At 39.0% G+C, this 16,799-nt stretch carries 15 protein-coding genes; 10 read left to right on the top strand and 5 right to left on the bottom strand.

All coding sequences use genetic code 11. The features are described 5' to 3' along the window. The first annotated feature begins 118 nt into the window (after positions 1–118). A complete protein-coding gene (locus JMN32_RS05975) occupies positions 119–724 on the top strand; it encodes a hypothetical protein (RefSeq protein WP_202855394.1) in 606 nt (201 codons plus the stop codon). 42 nt (positions 725–766) lie between these two features. Here the strand turns inward: JMN32_RS05975 and JMN32_RS05980 are convergent, their stop codons facing one another. Beyond that, positions 767–1,636: a sigma-70 family RNA polymerase sigma factor gene (locus JMN32_RS05980; protein WP_202855395.1), complete on the bottom strand. Its 870-nt coding sequence runs from the start codon at positions 1,634–1,636 to the stop codon at positions 767–769. 319 nt (positions 1,637–1,955) lie between these two features. Here JMN32_RS05980 and JMN32_RS05985 point away from each other — a divergent pair, with 319 nt between their 5' ends. The 7 genes from JMN32_RS05985 to JMN32_RS06015 all read left to right on the top strand — a co-directional run bounded on the left by JMN32_RS05985 (position 1,956) and on the right by JMN32_RS06015 (position 8,202). Further along, a complete protein-coding gene (locus JMN32_RS05985; RefSeq protein ID WP_202855396.1) occupies positions 1,956–2,888 on the top strand; it encodes a tetratricopeptide repeat protein in 933 nt (310 codons plus the stop codon). A gap of 54 nt (positions 2,889–2,942) precedes the next feature. After that, the gene (locus tag JMN32_RS05990; protein WP_202855397.1) at positions 2,943–3,761 is read left to right on the top strand and encodes a prohibitin family protein; all 819 of its coding nucleotides are present in this window, start codon (positions 2,943–2,945) and stop codon (positions 3,759–3,761) included. Between the two features lie 89 nt (positions 3,762–3,850). Beyond that, on the top strand, positions 3,851–5,137 hold the full coding sequence (locus JMN32_RS05995; RefSeq protein WP_202855398.1) for a citrate synthase: 1,287 nt from the start codon (positions 3,851–3,853) through the stop codon (positions 5,135–5,137). Between the two features lie 82 nt (positions 5,138–5,219). After that, positions 5,220–5,480 carry an acyl-CoA-binding protein gene (locus JMN32_RS06000; protein WP_202855399.1) on the top strand — a complete coding sequence of 87 codons (261 nt, stop codon included), beginning with the start codon at positions 5,220–5,222 and terminating at the stop codon, positions 5,478–5,480. Beyond that, complete coding sequence (locus JMN32_RS06005; RefSeq protein ID WP_202855400.1) at positions 5,480–6,181, top strand: 16S rRNA (uracil(1498)-N(3))-methyltransferase; 702 nt, start codon at positions 5,480–5,482, stop codon at positions 6,179–6,181. The genes JMN32_RS06000 and JMN32_RS06005 overlap by 1 nt, the downstream gene beginning before the upstream one ends. A gap of 277 nt (positions 6,182–6,458) precedes the next feature. Continuing rightward, positions 6,459–7,691: a nucleoside recognition domain-containing protein gene (locus JMN32_RS06010; protein WP_202855401.1), complete on the top strand. Its 1,233-nt coding sequence runs from the start codon at positions 6,459–6,461 to the stop codon at positions 7,689–7,691. Positions 7,692–7,743: 52 nt separating this feature from the next. Then, positions 7,744–8,202, top strand: a complete 459-nt coding sequence (locus tag JMN32_RS06015; RefSeq protein WP_202855402.1) for a DUF7832 domain-containing protein — start codon at positions 7,744–7,746, stop codon at positions 8,200–8,202. Between the two features lie 23 nt (positions 8,203–8,225). Here the strand turns inward: JMN32_RS06015 and JMN32_RS06020 are convergent, their stop codons facing one another. Together JMN32_RS06020 and JMN32_RS06025 are read right to left on the bottom strand one after the other, a co-directional pair. Next, on the bottom strand, positions 8,226–10,055 hold the full coding sequence (locus JMN32_RS06020) for a hypothetical protein (RefSeq protein ID WP_202855403.1): 1,830 nt from the start codon (positions 10,053–10,055) through the stop codon (positions 8,226–8,228). A gap of 57 nt (positions 10,056–10,112) precedes the next feature. After that, the gene (locus JMN32_RS06025) at positions 10,113–12,347 is read right to left on the bottom strand and encodes a Tex family protein (protein ID WP_202855404.1); all 2,235 of its coding nucleotides are present in this window, start codon (positions 12,345–12,347) and stop codon (positions 10,113–10,115) included. A gap of 239 nt (positions 12,348–12,586) precedes the next feature. On the opposite strand from JMN32_RS06025, the gene JMN32_RS06030 reads away from it, so the two are divergent. Then, a complete protein-coding gene (locus JMN32_RS06030; RefSeq protein WP_202855405.1) occupies positions 12,587–13,162 on the top strand; it encodes a TlpA family protein disulfide reductase in 576 nt (191 codons plus the stop codon). On the opposite strand, the gene JMN32_RS06035 is transcribed toward JMN32_RS06030, so the two are convergent. Together JMN32_RS06035 and topA are read right to left on the bottom strand one after the other, a co-directional pair. Continuing rightward, complete coding sequence (locus tag JMN32_RS06035) at positions 13,145–13,834, bottom strand: SIR2 family NAD-dependent protein deacylase (protein ID WP_202855406.1); 690 nt, start codon at positions 13,832–13,834, stop codon at positions 13,145–13,147. The genes JMN32_RS06030 and JMN32_RS06035 overlap by 18 nt on opposite strands. A gap of 4 nt (positions 13,835–13,838) precedes the next feature. Beyond that, entirely contained in the window at positions 13,839–16,151 is a 2,313-nt protein-coding gene (topA, locus tag JMN32_RS06040; RefSeq protein ID WP_202855407.1) for a type I DNA topoisomerase, read from the bottom strand. 133 nt (positions 16,152–16,284) lie between these two features. Between topA and JMN32_RS06045 the strand changes: the two genes are divergently transcribed. Beyond that, complete coding sequence (locus tag JMN32_RS06045; protein WP_202855408.1) at positions 16,285–16,785, top strand: SixA phosphatase family protein; 501 nt, start codon at positions 16,285–16,287, stop codon at positions 16,783–16,785. Positions 16,786–16,799: the final 14 nt, after the last annotated feature.

Below are 16,799 nucleotides of genomic sequence, written 5' to 3' on the forward strand. Positions count from 1 at the left end.
AACGCTGTTACTAGTTATTTAACGATAATTATTTTGATTAACAAAATTTGATTGATCTTTAAAGAAAATGTTAGTTAGTTTAGTGTTCTATTTTTTTAATTATATCAACGGTGCTTTTATGAAAAAAACCACAATATTTTTACTTATTTGCCTGGCTGGAGAAGGGGCCTTAGCTCAAAATACCGAGAGCCAGGAAGAAGTACAGCAGCCTCAAAGCCTGAACGAACAATTCAATCAGCTCAAAGATAATTCGGAGACTTTCAAAACTTACAAGGTAATTAAAGAAACTGAATTAAACGCATTTTGGAAAACGGTGCAAGACTCTGTTGGCAACAAAGAACAACGCCTTTCCGAAGCTCAACAACTCATTGAGGTCCAGAAAAAGGAGCTAACAAAGCTGCAAGAAGTAATCCAAGAAAAAGACACGCAACTGCAAGAAAAAGAGCATGCAGGCACACATATTACTGTTATGGGTATTGATTTTTTGAAAGACAGCTATATACTCATCAACATAGTAATTATCTCTTTATTACTGATAGCCATGGCTATTTTACTTTACAAATTTAAAGATAATAATAGAATAGCGCGTAAAAAATCTAACGACTACGAAAGACTAGACGGTGAATTTGAAAACTATAAAAGGAATGCGCTAGAAAAGCAAATGAAACTAAGAAGGGATCTTCAAACGGCTAGAAACCGTCTGGACGACATAAGGAGCACCTAACAGATGCTCCTTTTCTCATTCATTGTATGTAACTTAATATTATCAGCTAGCCAGATAAGGCTTTAGAAGCTCATTTTTAGGGTTCTTGGATAACTTTCTAAGAGCCTTTTCTTTTATCTGTCTAACTCTTTCTCTTGTTAAACCAAGGTTCTCACCAATATCTTCAAGAGACAAGCTGGTATTTTCGCTTAACCCAAAATACTGACTGATCACAATTCTCTCTCTTTCAGTAAGTGTGGACAATAACCTGCTAACTTCTCTTCTTAAAGAATCGCTGTAAACAATGTTTTCAACCTCATTACTATCTTCATCTTCCATTACATCCAGAAGAGAGCTTCCTTCGTCTTCTGAAAACGGTTTATCAATTGAGACCTGCTTAGTTTGCGACCTTACAGTAGTTCTAACTTCATCAACAGTCATATCCAAAAGCTCCGCCAATTCTTCATCGGTTGGTTCACGCTCAAACTGCTGTTCCAGCAATGAAGATGCCTGATCTATTTTAGAAAGGGCTCCAATTTTATTAGATGGTATCCTTACTATTCTTGAGTGTTCAGCTAAGGCCTGTATAATAGACTGTCTGATCCACCACACTGCATATGATATAAATTTAAACCCACGCTTTTCATCAAACCTTTTGGCTGCCTTTACTAAGCCTAGGTTTCCTTCATTAATCAAATCATTAAGAGGAATTTTATTTGAGTAGTGGTATTGCTTTGCCACAGATACAACGAATCTCAAATTCGCCTTCACCAGCTTTTCCAACGCAGCTTCATCCCCTTCTCTAATCCTCTGAGCCAAGTCCACCTCCTCTTCAGGTGTCAAAAGCTCATCTTTTGAAATTTCGTTAAAGTACTTCTCAAGGGTTCTGCTATCCCTATTGGTAATAGATTGTGTGATCTTAAGTTGTCTCATTCTCCTATAATCCTATATGTATTTCTTTGCTATTTTTTTGATATACAACCATTTATAACAATTAAAACGGTAATTCGTTCCCCTTACTTTTTGTTTATCATAACTTTTTTCAGCTTTTTTACTGACCCTATTTCAAAAAGTGGTAAAATATACCGCAATAACGCCCCTTTTCAGGAAATTTCGCATGATACAAAAAAAAATCGAAACCACTTAGAACTATTTAGAATAATTCCATCAATGACTTTTGTCAGGTCTTCAGATTTTTCTTTTTAACTTTGCAGCTTGATCGCCAAAAAGATGGTTAAACGTTAATTAAATCATGGTCAAACCTGCCCCTGCCAAACTTCTTTTTCTTTTCTTTTTTTTGTATACTTTCAATATATCAACAGCACAGGATAGTGCCAGACATTTTTTTACCAAGGGCTATTATAATATATCAATGGACAGACTGGCCGCCATTGAGTACTTAACGAAATGTATTGAAATAGATTCTCTTTATACCGATGCTTTTTTTCATCGCGGAATATGCTTTTTTAAAGAGGGCCTATATGAATCAGCACTAAACGATTTTGACCGGGCCTTTGCACTTAATCCTGACCTGCCGATAATATGGATGTACCGGGGGTTCACTTATAGAAACATGGGGATGATGGACGAAGCCCTTAATAGCTTTTCCCGCTACATAATCCATAACCCTAAAGATACCACTGCCTACTCCTATATTTTAAAGGGAAAAATGAAATACGAACTGGGTGATTTCTCTGGCGCTGTTGAAGATTATGACATGGCCCTCAAACTTAAACCCTTTGAAGAAAAATATCAATATTACCGCTTCACAGCACTCTATGAAAGCGAGAGCTACAACAAAGCACTGAAAGCAGTTGACAGACTCACAAAGATCAATCCTGATTTTTACGGATACTACTTTTATAAGGGTAACATATATTCCAAGCTGAACCAACTTGACTCTGCAATATTTATGTATAATATATCAATCATAAAAAATTATCACAACGCAGATGGATACTTCTTCCGAGCTCAGGCATATCAGCAAAAGGGCGACCTAAAAAAAGCCTTGGAAGATTATAACACTGCCATAGAGCTTAACCCTGATGATGGTTCCTATTATTCAAAAAGAGGTAATTGCAAGTTTCAAAAAAGTGACATGACTGGCGCTTGTGAAGACTGGCAGGAAGCAGGAAGTCGCGGATATTACGAAGACTTTGATAAAGTTAAAAAAGTGTGCAAGTAAAGATTTGATTTACCTGTTTAAATTATCAACTTGCTAACTTAAACAGTTTATAGCATGGACAATAGAAAATTTTTACCCATTATTATAGTAATAGTTATTGCAGCCGTAGTTTTAATAGGCTTGTCATCGAGTATTTTTTACACTATAGATGCAGGCGAAAGGGCTGTAATATTCTACAAATTCGGAGGTGGACTTGACAAAGAGCATGTGCTTACTCCGGGCTTTGGTATGAAAGCCCCATGGAACAACCTACATGTATACGAAGTAAGAGAAAAATCCATTGAAGAGAAAATGGATGTGCTTGATAAAAACGGACTAAGCATAAATGTTGATGTTACTTTAAGGTTTCACCCAATCTATAACCAAATAGGGCATCTTCATGAAAACTTCGGGGTCGGCTATATTAATACTTTGGTTATCCCTGAAGTAAGGTCAGCTGTAAGACAAGTCATGGGAAGGTTTAGTGCTGAAGAGATCTATTCTACCAAAAGAAGTGAGGTAGAGGCTATGATCAAAACAGAAACGGAAAAAAGTCTGCAGGAAAATAATTGTGAAATGAGAGCGTTACTTATACGTTCAATCAATCTTCCTGAGCAAATTAGATTAGCTATTGAAAACAAACTCAAACAGGAACAAGAGGCACTTGCCTACCAGTTCAGACTGGACAAAGAAAAAAGTGAAGCGGAAAGAAAGCGTATAGCAGCAGAAGGTGAGGCAGTAGCCAATAAAATTATCAATAACAGTTTAACCCCGGAATTGTTAAAGATGCGTGGTATTGAAGCCACATTGGACTTATCCAAGTCCCCTAACTCCAAGGTAGTGATAATAGGAAGCGGAAAAGATGGAATGCCTCTGATTTTGGGTAATAATTAGATCAAAAGAGGGCTTTTATTTGATCCTTTTTTTAGGTAATTTCACGGTCGATTTTGAATGTACAGGAACTATAAACCAAAAAATAAAATATGTCTAAAACGGCAGAACTTAAAATAGGAGATGCATCGTATCAACTACCACTGGTTGAAGGAACAGAAAATGAAACAGGAATTGACATTGGAAGCTTAAGAGGTGAATCTGGATTGATCACCCTTGACCCTGGATTTAAAAACACAGGATCTACCAAAAGTGCCATCACATTTCTAGATGGAGAAAAAGGTATCTTAAGATACCGTGGCTACTCTATTGAAGAGCTTGCAGAAAAATCAACTTTTATTGAAGTAGCTTACTTATTAATTTATGGTGAACTACCAAGTGCTGAACAGCTATCTGTTTTTCAGAATGATATAAAAGTTCATACTTTAGTTCATGAAGATATTAAGAAGATACTAGAAGGCTTCCCTTCAAATGCCCACCCAATGGGCGTATTGTCTTCTTTGGTAACCTCTCTAACGGCTTTTTATCCTGAGTCTCTGGATCCTAACCGTTCTTTCGATAAGGTCAATCTAAGTATAATAAGAATTTTGGCAAAAATGCCAACGTTTGCAGCTTGGGCTTATAAAAATGAAGTTGGACATCCTGTTAACTACCCAGACAATAAATTGGATTATTGCAGCAACTTCCTTAAAATGATGTTTGCGTTGCCAGCAGAAAAATATGAGGTAGATCCAGTAATCTCCAGCGCGTTAGACAAACTTCTGATCCTTCATGCAGACCATGAGCAAAACTGTTCCACCTCAACAGTTAGGGTAGTGGGTTCTTCCCAGGCGAGCCTTTACGCTTCCATTTCAGCGGGTATCAATGCACTTTGGGGACCTCTTCATGGTGGAGCTAATTCTGCTGTAATCAACATGTTGGAAAACATTAAGAAAGATGGTGGAGACACAAAAAAATGGATGGCTAAAGCTAAAGATAAAGATGATCCATTCAGATTAATGGGTTTCGGACACAGAGTTTACAAAAACTTTGACCCAAGAGCTAAGATCATCAAAAAAGCCGCTGACGATGTACTTGAGAAATTAGGTGTTAACGACCCAATATTGGATATCGCCAAAGGACTTGAAGAAGTAGCACTTAGTGATGAATACTTCATTGAAAGAAAGTTATATCCTAACGTAGACTTTTATTCTGGTATTATTTACAGAGCACTTGGAATACCTGTAGATATGTTCACCGTAATGTTTGCTCTTGGCCGACTCCCAGGATGGATCGCACAATGGAAAGAGATGAGAGAAAACCACGAACCTATTGGCAGACCTCGTCAGATCTATGTAGGAGAAAACTTAAGACCTTATATAGAGCCGAACAAGAGATAAAATCATCAATAAGTTTTGATACAAAGAGGCTGAATACTACTTTCAGCCTCTTTTATTTTACAATCAGTTTAACAAAAAAAATATGTCACCAGAAGAATTTGAAAGTGCGGTAAAAAGATCTAAAGAGTTAACCAAAAGGCCTTCTAATGAGGAACTTCTTAAGTTATATGCCCTTTACAAGCAGGCCACTGAAGGAGATAATAATGAGACCCGCCCCGGGGGATTTGACTTTAAGGCTATTGCTAAGCACGATGCCTGGGCAGAGATAAAAGGCAAAGCATCGACAGATGCCAAAAATGAATATATAGCATTAGTAAAAGACCTCGAATCAAAATACGCCTGATGGCACTTTTTTATCAACCAGAAATACCAGCCGGAGTACATTACCTTGACCAGGAGGAGTCGCGTCACTGTGTTAAGGTACTCCGACATGGCACGGGTGATATTATAAAAATACTCGACGGTAAAGGAAATATCTACAAAGCACAAATCACCACTGCTTCTCCAAAGGAATGTGTCTTTGAAATTATTGACACAACTATCCAAGACAAACCTCCTTTTCATATTCATATAGCCATTGCCCCTACCAAGAACCTGGACAGGATGGAATGGTTCATTGAAAAAGCGGTTGAAATAGGCATACAGGAGGTTAGCTTCATGCTATGTAAAAACTCTGAACGACGTATACTAAAAACCGAAAGACTGGAAAAAAAAGCAGTCAGTGCCATGAAGCAATCGCAAGGTTCCTACATGCCTCTAATTAATGAGCTGGTGTCATATCCTGATTTCATATCAAAAACCAGGGAGGAGCAAAAGTATATAGCTTATGTAGACTTTAGCAATCCGGCTAAACTCTATCAAACTGCATCCCCGGAAGGTACTTATTGCATACTTATAGGACCTGAAGGAGATTTTACTAAAGACGAGCTGGAGCTAGCCATTCAAAATGGTTTTTCCAAGGTAAGTCTTGGTAACAGCAGATTAAGAACTGAAACGGCAGGATTAGCAGCTTGCCACATACTCAACCTCATCAACCTCCAATAGGAAAAGGGACCGCTTCAAAAGGCACTTGGAAAAGAGACTTTTGAAACGCCCCTTTTTTGCCTACTTATCTATTAATACTCCTTCCAGCAAGGCTTTTCACCCTCCTCTATCCTGTTGAAAGAACTTAAATGTAATCTCCATAAGATTTACTTTAATGGATGATCCTTGCCCCCTTTGCTCAATCAAACTATCTTTATAATAAATATTACGTTATGGTCTTTGATTTCATCTCAGAGTCAATAATTTTACAGCCATTTGCTTAACCGAAAACTCTGGAATGGTATTAAACTATATATGGGTCGGCTTTTTCCTAATTGCTTTTGTTGTAGCTCTTGGCAAGTTGATCTTCCTACAAGACTATGAAGTCTTTCCTGCATTAGTAAATTCCACATTCGATATGGCCAAAACGGGCTTTGAAATATCACTTTACCTGACCGGCGTGATGTCTCTATGGCTGGGGTTGATGAAAATTGGAGAAAAAGGGGGAATGGTTAATATCCTTTCAAGACTTGTTGGTCCCTTCTTTGTCCGACTTTTTCCTGATATTCCAAGGGACCACCCTGCTACCGGCTCTATCATTATGAATTTCTCAGCCAACATACTGGGGCTTGATAATGCGGCTACGCCTCTGGGGTTAAAGGCGATGAATGAAATGCAGAATCTAAACCCAGATAAAGAAACTGCTTCAAATGCACAGATTATGTTTCTGGTACTAAATACATCTGGACTATCCATTATTCCGCTTACCATTCTGGTTGATCGCTCTGTATTAGGTGCGACTAACCCTACTGATGTATTTATACCTATATTATTAGCTACATTCTGCTCTACCATTATAGGTCTGATCACTGTTTCTATTTATCAAAAAATCAACCTTTTTGACAGAGTTATTCTCGCCTACCTTGGTGGCCTTACACTTATCATTGCTGGCATTGTGTATTACTTTATGTCACTTCCTCAGGAACAGATCGGTGAAGCCTCTACCGTAGCCAGCAACTTTATAATTTTTACACTTATCATCAGCTTTATTATACTGGGTTTAAGGAAAGGTATTAACCTCTACGAAACTTTCATTGATGGCGCAAAAGAAGGGTTCCAAATAGCCATTAAGATCATCCCCTACCTAATTGCCATTTTGGTAGCCATTGGAGTATTCAGAGCCAGTGGAGCTATGAACTATCTCATCGAAAGTATAGAATTTTTGGTTTCCCTAACAGGCGCAGATACAGATTTTGTCAGGGCATTGCCTACCGCTATTATGAAACCTCTAAGTGGTGGTGCTGCAAGAGGTATGATGATAGAAACCATCAACACGCATGGCGTTGACTCCTTTGCCGGTAAAATGGCTAGTATTTTACGAGGAGCTACAGAAACAACTTTTTATATAGTGGCTGTTTATTTCGGCTCTGTAAACATAAGAAAAACACGCTACGCCATTACCGCAGGCCTAATTGCAGATTTTGCCGGCATTGTTGCAGCAATTCTTTTCGGATATATGTTTTTTCATTAAAGTTCATTTAAGTATATTTCAATTCTGATTAAAACCTATAAACATTCTGCGCATGACGAATGACAAAAAAGCACACATACAAAAAACCATCTATGATAATGCCAAGAGTCATTTCCTTGGAAACTTTCCTGATTCATTGCCTATAGAGCAGGCATATGTACATATCGGAATGTACCTGGGATGGGTAATTGAGAATGCTCTTTACTCAGAATATTTCGAAGATGAGGCTGAGATGCAGATTTTCAGGTTTAAACGTAAGGAAATATCCTGCACAATTTTAAGTGAGATCTGGGATGGCTATCTAGGATATGAACTATTTAGCAAACATGGCAATATGTTTACTTACTATTACTATGGTGGTGGTCTTTACAAAAATGATTATGATGAAGTTCTAGTTAAGAAGCTTCCATCAATTTATCATGTAAAAGATACCTGGGAAAATTACGAGGCTATAAAAACCAGAATTGACACTCGGTTTCAGGATTGGAAAAAACTTACAGGAAATGTATAAGCCTTGTTTTAACAAGGCTTTTTTTATTCTTTAACATTCCCCTTTTTATCTAGCACCAATGATGTAGCAAGAGTTTCTCCATCGGCACTACTAGTTTCACTTTGCCCGTTCAAATCATACTCTACAATAAAATCTCCTGAGCTTATATCATAACCCAAACTCTTTGGCTGGGCAACCAAGTCCACCGTCTTTGTCCAGGAAAGTCCATCCGAGCTATAGATTTTACTGATAACAGCTGTATACATCTCTTGCTCTGGTTGCGGAGCATACAACATCACATAGTAAATATGCCCGGACTGGTCCACAATACTCTTACTACTAATGTTATCCATGTTACCTTTATTAAAAAGTTCCTCATCCAGATCAAACCTCACCTTGATCTTAGGCACCCTGGTATTGTCTACCTTAGCAAAATACCCCTGAACACCTGTCTTATCAGAAAAGTATAAACCCGTAGTGGTCTCCTCTTCAATAGTAAGGGGTGCATATCCATCGGTAATAGTTGCCAATTTGAACAATGGAATTGAATCATTTCCATTTATTAACCAACGGGAGCGTTCAATCACATTTTCAAGTTCAGTGTTTTTGGTTCGCTTTTGCTCTATGGCATAATCAAGCCTACTTTTAACAAAGGATTGAAACGACTCAATACCTTCAAATTGAGTATCAATATAGTATTGATAATTTTTACTTTCTTCTATTAAGTTCTTCCCAATTAATACATTAACAATGCTATCCATAGCATTTAATGCATTCAGACTGTTATTCAAAACATCAAGCTGATATAGCACATCTGTAGAGTCCTTATAGCCTTTATGATCAATCAAAAGAGACTTATACCTCAAATCTGAATTCCTAAGCGCAAAAACCGCCACAGGCAAAGGCTCTGGATCATACTGTGCAAGCTGATCAGAAATTAATTTTGGAGACAACTCTGACAGGCCGTCAGAGACTGAGGAAGAATCCTTTAAAAGTATTTCTTCAAGAGCTGTAAGATTCCGATCATAAGCCACTACCTTCTCCCTTAGCGGAAAGATCTCATCTTTCATAATTTTAACAGATCTCTCAGCCCAGCTTCCATAATCCCAGAAATTAATTATATCGGCCAGATAGTCCGATGGGGTTTGTCCATCTTTTTTATAATCGAGTATTTCCTTTTTTATAAGTGATTGATCATAACCAGCTCCGGGTATTTTCCCCATACTGGATTTATATTTATCAAAATTCTCTACAGCACGTATATAGTCAGCTTTCAGGCCATCCATGTCTTTGAGAGTGTTACCATCAGCTCTCAGGTATAGGACTTTACGGGTAGGGTTAATACCAAAAATAGCCTTAAACTTCTTCTGAGCAGCCTCATAGGATTCAACCATTTTACTATAGTAGCCCACAACCTCAGCAACTCTGTTTTTCTGCTCGTTAAGAGCCTCAACCTTCTTCTCTATATCAAACTGAATATCAGAAAGCTTGACACCAAACTTTCCTGTTCTTATATCTCTACGCTTATAGGCCAGATAATATTCATCATTCCGCTTTACTTCTTTTTCATCGATGTAATTGAGGGCTTTCCTATAGAAAACTATAGCAGAATCTATATGAGCAGTTAGCATGTCCGTTTCACGAAGCACATCATTTTTTTTTGCCTTTTCCTGAAAGACCATCGCCATTTGAAAGTTGGCATTGGGATGCTCAGTATTCTTATCTTCCTTCAGAAACTGTCTGAGAAAAGGCTCGGCATCATCGTACTTCTTTGTATCAAGCAGAAAGAAAAGGTCTTTATACTTGACAGACTGTGCATTTACACAGCATACGGAAATACTAACTGCTATTGTAAGTAAAATTGCTTTTTTCATAAATTACCAACCATTTAGAAAAAGCAATTTAGTGAATTTTCAATGTATTTGCAGAAATTAGCTATTAAATAGGCCCTTCAACTTATTGAGTTTCTCCTGCAAATCTCCCTGAGGTAATTTCTCTTCCCGCTTGCTCTTTTGCTTCACCGGATTTTTACCAAAAGGATCACTTTTCATTGAAAGTCCAATCCTTTTCCTATGAGTATCCACTTCCATAACGGTAACGGTTACCTTCTGCTGCACACTTACTACCTCTGCAGGATTTTTAACGAAAGAATCAGATAAATGACTAACGTGCACCAGTCCATCCTGGTGAACACCTATATCAACAAATGCCCCAAAATTGGTAATGTTAGTAACAATACCTGGAAGCTTCATTCCCACCTTCAGGTCACCCATGGTATTAACACCATCCTGGAAACTAAACACCTCAAAACTTTCCCTTGGATCACGGCCCGGCTTGGTGAGTTCTTGCATAATATCATTTAGCGTAGGCAAACCAACTGTATCCGTCACATACTTTTTGAGATCAATCTTATTTCTAAGAGATATATCACTGATCAGATCTTTAACAGAGCATCCATGATCAGAAGCCATCTTCTCTACAATGTGATAACTCTCAGGGTGCACTGCAGAACTATCAAGAGGATTTTCAGCACCACGAATTCTAAGGAATCCTGCTGCCTGTTCGAAAACTTTATCACCCAACCTTGAAACTTTGGTCAATGATTTTCTGTCCTTGAACGGACCGTTTTCATTTCTATATTCAACAATGGTCTTCGCAAGGCTCGGGCCGAGGCCTGAAACGTAACTAAGTAACTCCTTACTCGCTGTATTCAGCTCCACCCCTACTGAGTTTACACAACTCATAACCACATCATCCAAACCGTGTTTTAATGCATTCTGATCCACATCATGCTGATACTGACCTACACCGATAGATTTAGGATCAATTTTCACCAACTCAGCCAACGGATCCATCAACCTTCTTCCAATAGAGACTGCTCCACGAACAGTAACATCATGGTCAGGGAACTCATTACGAGCTACCTCAGATGCAGAATAAACAGAGGCTCCACTTTCATTAACCATAATCACTAAAATGCTTTTTGGCAACCCAAGTCCTCTTACAAAGCTCTCTGTCTCACGGCTGGCGGTACCATTTCCAATAGCTATAGCCTCCACCTCATATTTTTCACAAAGATATTTAATAAGCGCTCCTGATTCAGCTACCTTTCTTTGCGGTTCATTAGGGAATATAGCATCATTATGAAGCAGTTTACCCTGCTTATCAAGTACTACTACCTTACAGCCTGTTCTGAAACCGGGGTCCAGAGCCAATACATTTTTCTGCCCCAAAGGTGCTGCCAAAAGCAATTGCCTTAGGTTATCGGCGAAAACTCTAATAGCTTCTTCATCGGCCTTATTTTTAGTATTGATTCTGATCTCTGTCTCCATGGAAGGTTTTAACAACCTTTTGTAACAATCAGCTGCTGCCTCCTTAACCTGCTCTGATGCTACATTAGCAGCCTTGACGAACTGTCTGTTCAAAAGGTCCACCGCTACCATATCATCAGGTGCAATATCCAACGATAATATCATTTCCTTTTCTCCTCTTCTCATAGCCAACAAACGGTGTGATGGCGTTTTTGAGATTGGCTCTTCCCACTCAAAATAATCTTTATATTTCTGACCGTCTTCCTCTTTTCCTTTAATCACTTTGGATACGATCATAGCCTCTTTCTCGAAAAGCTCTCTCATCTTCTTTCTGGCATCCTGATCTTCATTCATCCACTCAGCAATAATATCTCTGGCTCCCTGAAGTGCTTCTTCCACATTGCCCACGCCCTTCTCTTCATCGATATATTCGGTCACAAGTTTCTCTATATCAACAGACTCTTGTTCAAAAAGCACTTTTGCCAATGGCTCCAATCCCTTTTCCTTAGCCACCGAAGCTCGTGTTTTTCTCTTAGGCTTATAAGGCAGGTAAATATCTTCCAACTCGGCCAGGGTTTCAGCTGCATTAATTAACGCTTCTAATTCAGGAGTCAGTTTTTCTTGTTTTTCAATAGACTTTAGTATAGCCTCCCTCCTTTTATCCATGTCTCTAAGCTGAGTAATCCTGTCTCTGATTGAAGTAATGGCAACTTCATCAAGGCTACCCGTCATCTCTTTCCTATATCTGGAAATAAATGGTACTGTGGCACCTTCATCCAGCAACTCTACTACAGAAACAGCCTGCTTCTCATTGATTCCCAGCTCTTTGGCTACTATCGAAATATTCTTATCCATTCTAATTATTTATACGTATTACTTTTTGAGGCCGACAAAAATATAAAATTATGAAATAGCCTGCGGACCCATTACCGTAAAAGTTATTCACATTTTAAAAAGTGATGAATGGGTCGATTGGCTGACATTTAATTTACAGAAAAAGGGAACCTCCTGACAAAACATTTACGTTATAAGAACTGATTTTTCGGTTTTTAAACTTATTTTGAGGTCAATTTTTCTTTGCAAATTTAACAAGTATGAAAAAGCAATTAAGAGAGTGGAGTATATTTTTAGGAATAGGGTTGTTTTTATATTTCACAGGCTTATATACTGATGTTGCTGCCCTGGCTCAAAGGGCTATATTAAGCACCGGACTCATAACTGCGGATACCGAGCTAGAAGCTCCTGAAACAGCTGACTTCGACTTCATGATACAAACTCTGGATGGACAAACTGCTAAACTTGAAGATTTCAAAGGGAAGGTAATTTTTCTCAACCTTTGGGCTACCTGGTGCCCACCTTGTATTGCAGAAATGCCCGGCATTCAAGACCTATATAATAAAATTGACCATGAGGATATAGTATTTGTAATGCTATCCATGGATAAAAATACTGAAAAGCCAAAAAAGTTTATTGCTAAAAAGGAATACACATTCCCTGTTTATATTCCTGCAAGCCGTGTACCTGATGTATTTAGGTCCCCTTCCATACCTACCACCTATGTGATATCAAAGGACGGCAAAATCGTTTCAAAGAAAGTGGGCATGGCTAATTATGACACCAAATCGTTCAGAAAGTTCCTTAACAAGCAGGCATCAAAAGTCAGCAAGTAAGCGTTGACGTACCTGTTCAACACCTGTAGTGGCATTTTCCTCGTACAAGTAAATGTTCGGCCTTTTTGAAACCTGTGGAAGTTTTGGGTCTATGACAAACTTAGGCACATGATCAGGCACCATATTGAGCAAACCAGCAGCTGGGTAAACAACTAAAGAGGTGCCTACAACCATAAATATATCGGCTTCATAGGTTTCCTTAGCGGCGATTTCCATCATAGGCACCAACTCTCCAAACCAAACGATATTAGGCCTTAACTGAGATCCCCTCTCACATCGGTCTCCCAACTTAAGCTCCCAGCCATCCATCTCGTAAACCAGGTTTTCGTCAGCCGTACTGCGGCTTTGAAATAACTGACCATGAAGATGAACCACTTTCGACGAGCCAGCTCTCTCATGAAGATTATCAACATTTTGTGTGATCACGGTTACATCAAAATCCTTTTCGAGCTTGGCTAAAGTCAGATGTCCTGCATTAGGTTCTGCTTTTAAAGCGGCCTTTCTTCGTTCGTTATAGAAGTTCAGTACCAGTTCAGGGTTTCTCGACCAACCTTGTGGAGAAGCTACTTCCATCACATCGTGCCCTTCCCAGAGGCCGTTTGAATCTCTGAATGTAGCTATACCACTTTCAGCACTAATACCTGCTCCGGTCAGGACAACTAGCTTCTTCATAATACTATTTCTTTTTTCGACCTCCTTTTTTGGCTGGGGTCTTTTCGGCCAACTCTATACACTCTTCAAGGGTAAGCTCTTTAGGTTCTTTACCCTTAGGAATCTTAACATTTTTCTTCCCGAACTTGATATAAGGGCCATACCTGCCATTCAATACCTGTACATCAGGATTCTCATCAAAGGATTTTATAAACTTATTAGCATCAGCCTCTCGTTTTTGCTTGATAAGTTCTATGGCTCTATCAGCCTCTATGCTATATGGATCATCACCTTTAGGGATAGAAACAAATTTTCCATCATGCTTAATATAAGGACCAAACCTACCAATGGCAGCCTGCATGACCTTATCTTCAAACTCTCCAATCTCCCTGGGTAACTTGAACAAGTCCAACGCATCTTCAAGTGTTATACTTTCTATGAATTGACCTTTTCTCAGACTTGCGTACTGTGGTTTTTCTTCTTCATCATCCCCACCAATTTGAGCAATAGGACCAAACCTACCGAGCCTGGCTATTACTTTTTTACCCGATTTAGGGTCGATGCCCAGTTCTTTAGACTTAGGTACAGATGACCGCTCAATATTTTCCGTGGTTTCTACTTTGGAGTGAAATTCTGAATAAAAATCACTGATCATTTTATCCCACTCCTTCAGTCCTTGGGCAACTTCATCAAAAAGCTTTTCAACCTCAGCAGTAAAGCTATAATTAGTTACATTCGGGAAATGCTCTACAAGAAAGTCATTCACCACCATGGCTATATTCGTCGGGAAAAGCTTGTTTTTTTCCGTACCTACAACCTCGGTCAGTGTTTTAGGCGTGATTTCCTTGTTCTTAAGTTCAAGTACAGCGTACTGTCTTTCAGTACCTTCCCTACTCTCTTTAATTACATAGTTTCTTTTTTGAATAGTGGAAATAGTAGGAGCATAAGTTGAAGGACGCCCTATGCCCATTTCCTCTAATTTCTTAACCAAGCTGGCTTCCGTGTATCTAGCAGGGGGTCTGGTGAAGCCCTGGCGAGCCTTCATTAGATCCAAAGTCAACTGTTGTCCTATTTCAAGCGGCGGAAGCATTCCCTTTTGTTCTTCTCCCTCATCGTCATCATCGGTAGATTCAAGATATACAGAAAGGAAACCTTCAAATTTCACCACCTCCCCAGTAGCAATCAACTGTTGTGGCACAGTGGAAATCCCTATAGTAGCAGTGGTCTTTTCTATCTGGGCATCTGCCATTTGAGAAGCTATAGCCCTTTTCCAAATCAATTCGTACAAGCGCTCACCGTTTCTATCCACACCAGGGCTAGTTACAGCAAAGTTAGTGGGCCTGATGGCTTCGTGAGCTTCTTGCGCTCCGGATGATTTGGTTTTATACTTTCTAACCTTAACAAAATTCTCACCATATGCCTTTTTAATTTCTCCCACAGCACCATTAACGGCTTCATCTGATAGATTAACCGAATCCGTCCTCATATAGGAGATAATACCAGCTTCATACAATTTCTGAGCAATGGTCATTGTTTGTGAAACAGAAAAGCCAAGCTTTCTACTCGCTTCCTGCTGTAGCGTAGATGTAGTAAAAGGAGGTGCAGGAGACTTTTTAGAAGGCTTCTTTTGCAGATCTACAATTGAAAACTCTGCATCCTTACATGCTTCAAGGAACTGCATAGCATCTTCCTCAGTTTCAAATTTCTTGGGGAGCTCTGCACTTAGCAACTTCTTATTACCAAGATCAAAGGTGGCTGTTATCTTGTAAGAGCTAACAGGATCGAATTTATCAACTTCTCTTTCTCTTTCAACTACGAGTCTGACAGCCACTGACTGCACACGTCCGGCAGAAAGTCCCGTTTTTATCTTTTTCCAAAGGATTGGCGAAAGCTCAAAACCTACAAGCCTGTCAAGCACACGACGTGCCTGCTGAGCATTAACCAGATCTATATCAATTCCCCGAGGATTTTTAATAGCATTCTCGATCGCATTTTTGGTAATTTCCCTAAAAACGATCCTTCTTGTATTGGTATCGTTAAGATTTAAAGCTTCTTTCAAATGCCATGAAATGGCTTCTCCTTCACGGTCATCATCACTCGCAAGATAGATAGTCTCTGCATCCTTAACCAATTTTTTAAGTTCTCTCACCACCTCCTTTTTATCAGAGGTTATTTCGTAAGTAGGCTTAAAACCATGCTCCTTGTCAATAGCTTTATCTCCTTTTGGCAGGTCACGAACGTGACCATAGCTCGATGTAACTTTGTAATCCTTTCCCAGGTACCCTTCAATTGTTTTCGCCTTTGCAGGAGACTCAACGATGACTAAATTCTTTGGCATATGTTAAATTTCAACTGTTTTGAGAATTTCAAAGATCACTAAAATTTTTAAAAATAAAATTTTTGATCTAATTAAATAATTAGTGAGACCTTTGTTAGGTTGACAAATTAACAACTCTTATTTTAGAAAAGTTATGACTAAAAAATTATTTCTTGCACGCCATGCAAAGGCCTCTGATAAGCAACCCGGGCAAAATGATATCGATCGGGAGCTTAACTCCATCGGGCTTCAGAACTCCACCCGCATGGGCATTAATTTCAGTAACAAAGGTATACAATTCGATATTATTGTCAGCAGCCCGGCGGCAAGAGCTCAAGCTACCTCCTCTCTCATTGCTGAACAACTTAAGTATGACACTTCTAAAATACACCTAAATCCTGAGATATATGAGGCTTCAACGCGCACCCTTCTTCAAGTGATCAATCAACTCAAAGATGAGTGGAATACTGTATTATTGGTCGGCCATAACCCTGCCATCAGCTATCTTGCTGAGTATCTGACCAAATCAGAAATAGGAGATATGACAACATGTGGTGTGGTATGTATCGAATTTGAACTGGATCAATGGAACATGATCTCTGAAGGAACTGGAAAAATGGTCAGTTATGAGTATCCGGATTTGCTCAATTTTTGACTAATTTCGCCACC

The sequence above is a fragment of the Fulvivirga marina genome, assembly GCF_016775155.1.
Taxonomy (GTDB): Bacteria; Bacteroidota; Bacteroidia; order Cytophagales; family Cyclobacteriaceae; genus Fulvivirga; species Fulvivirga marina.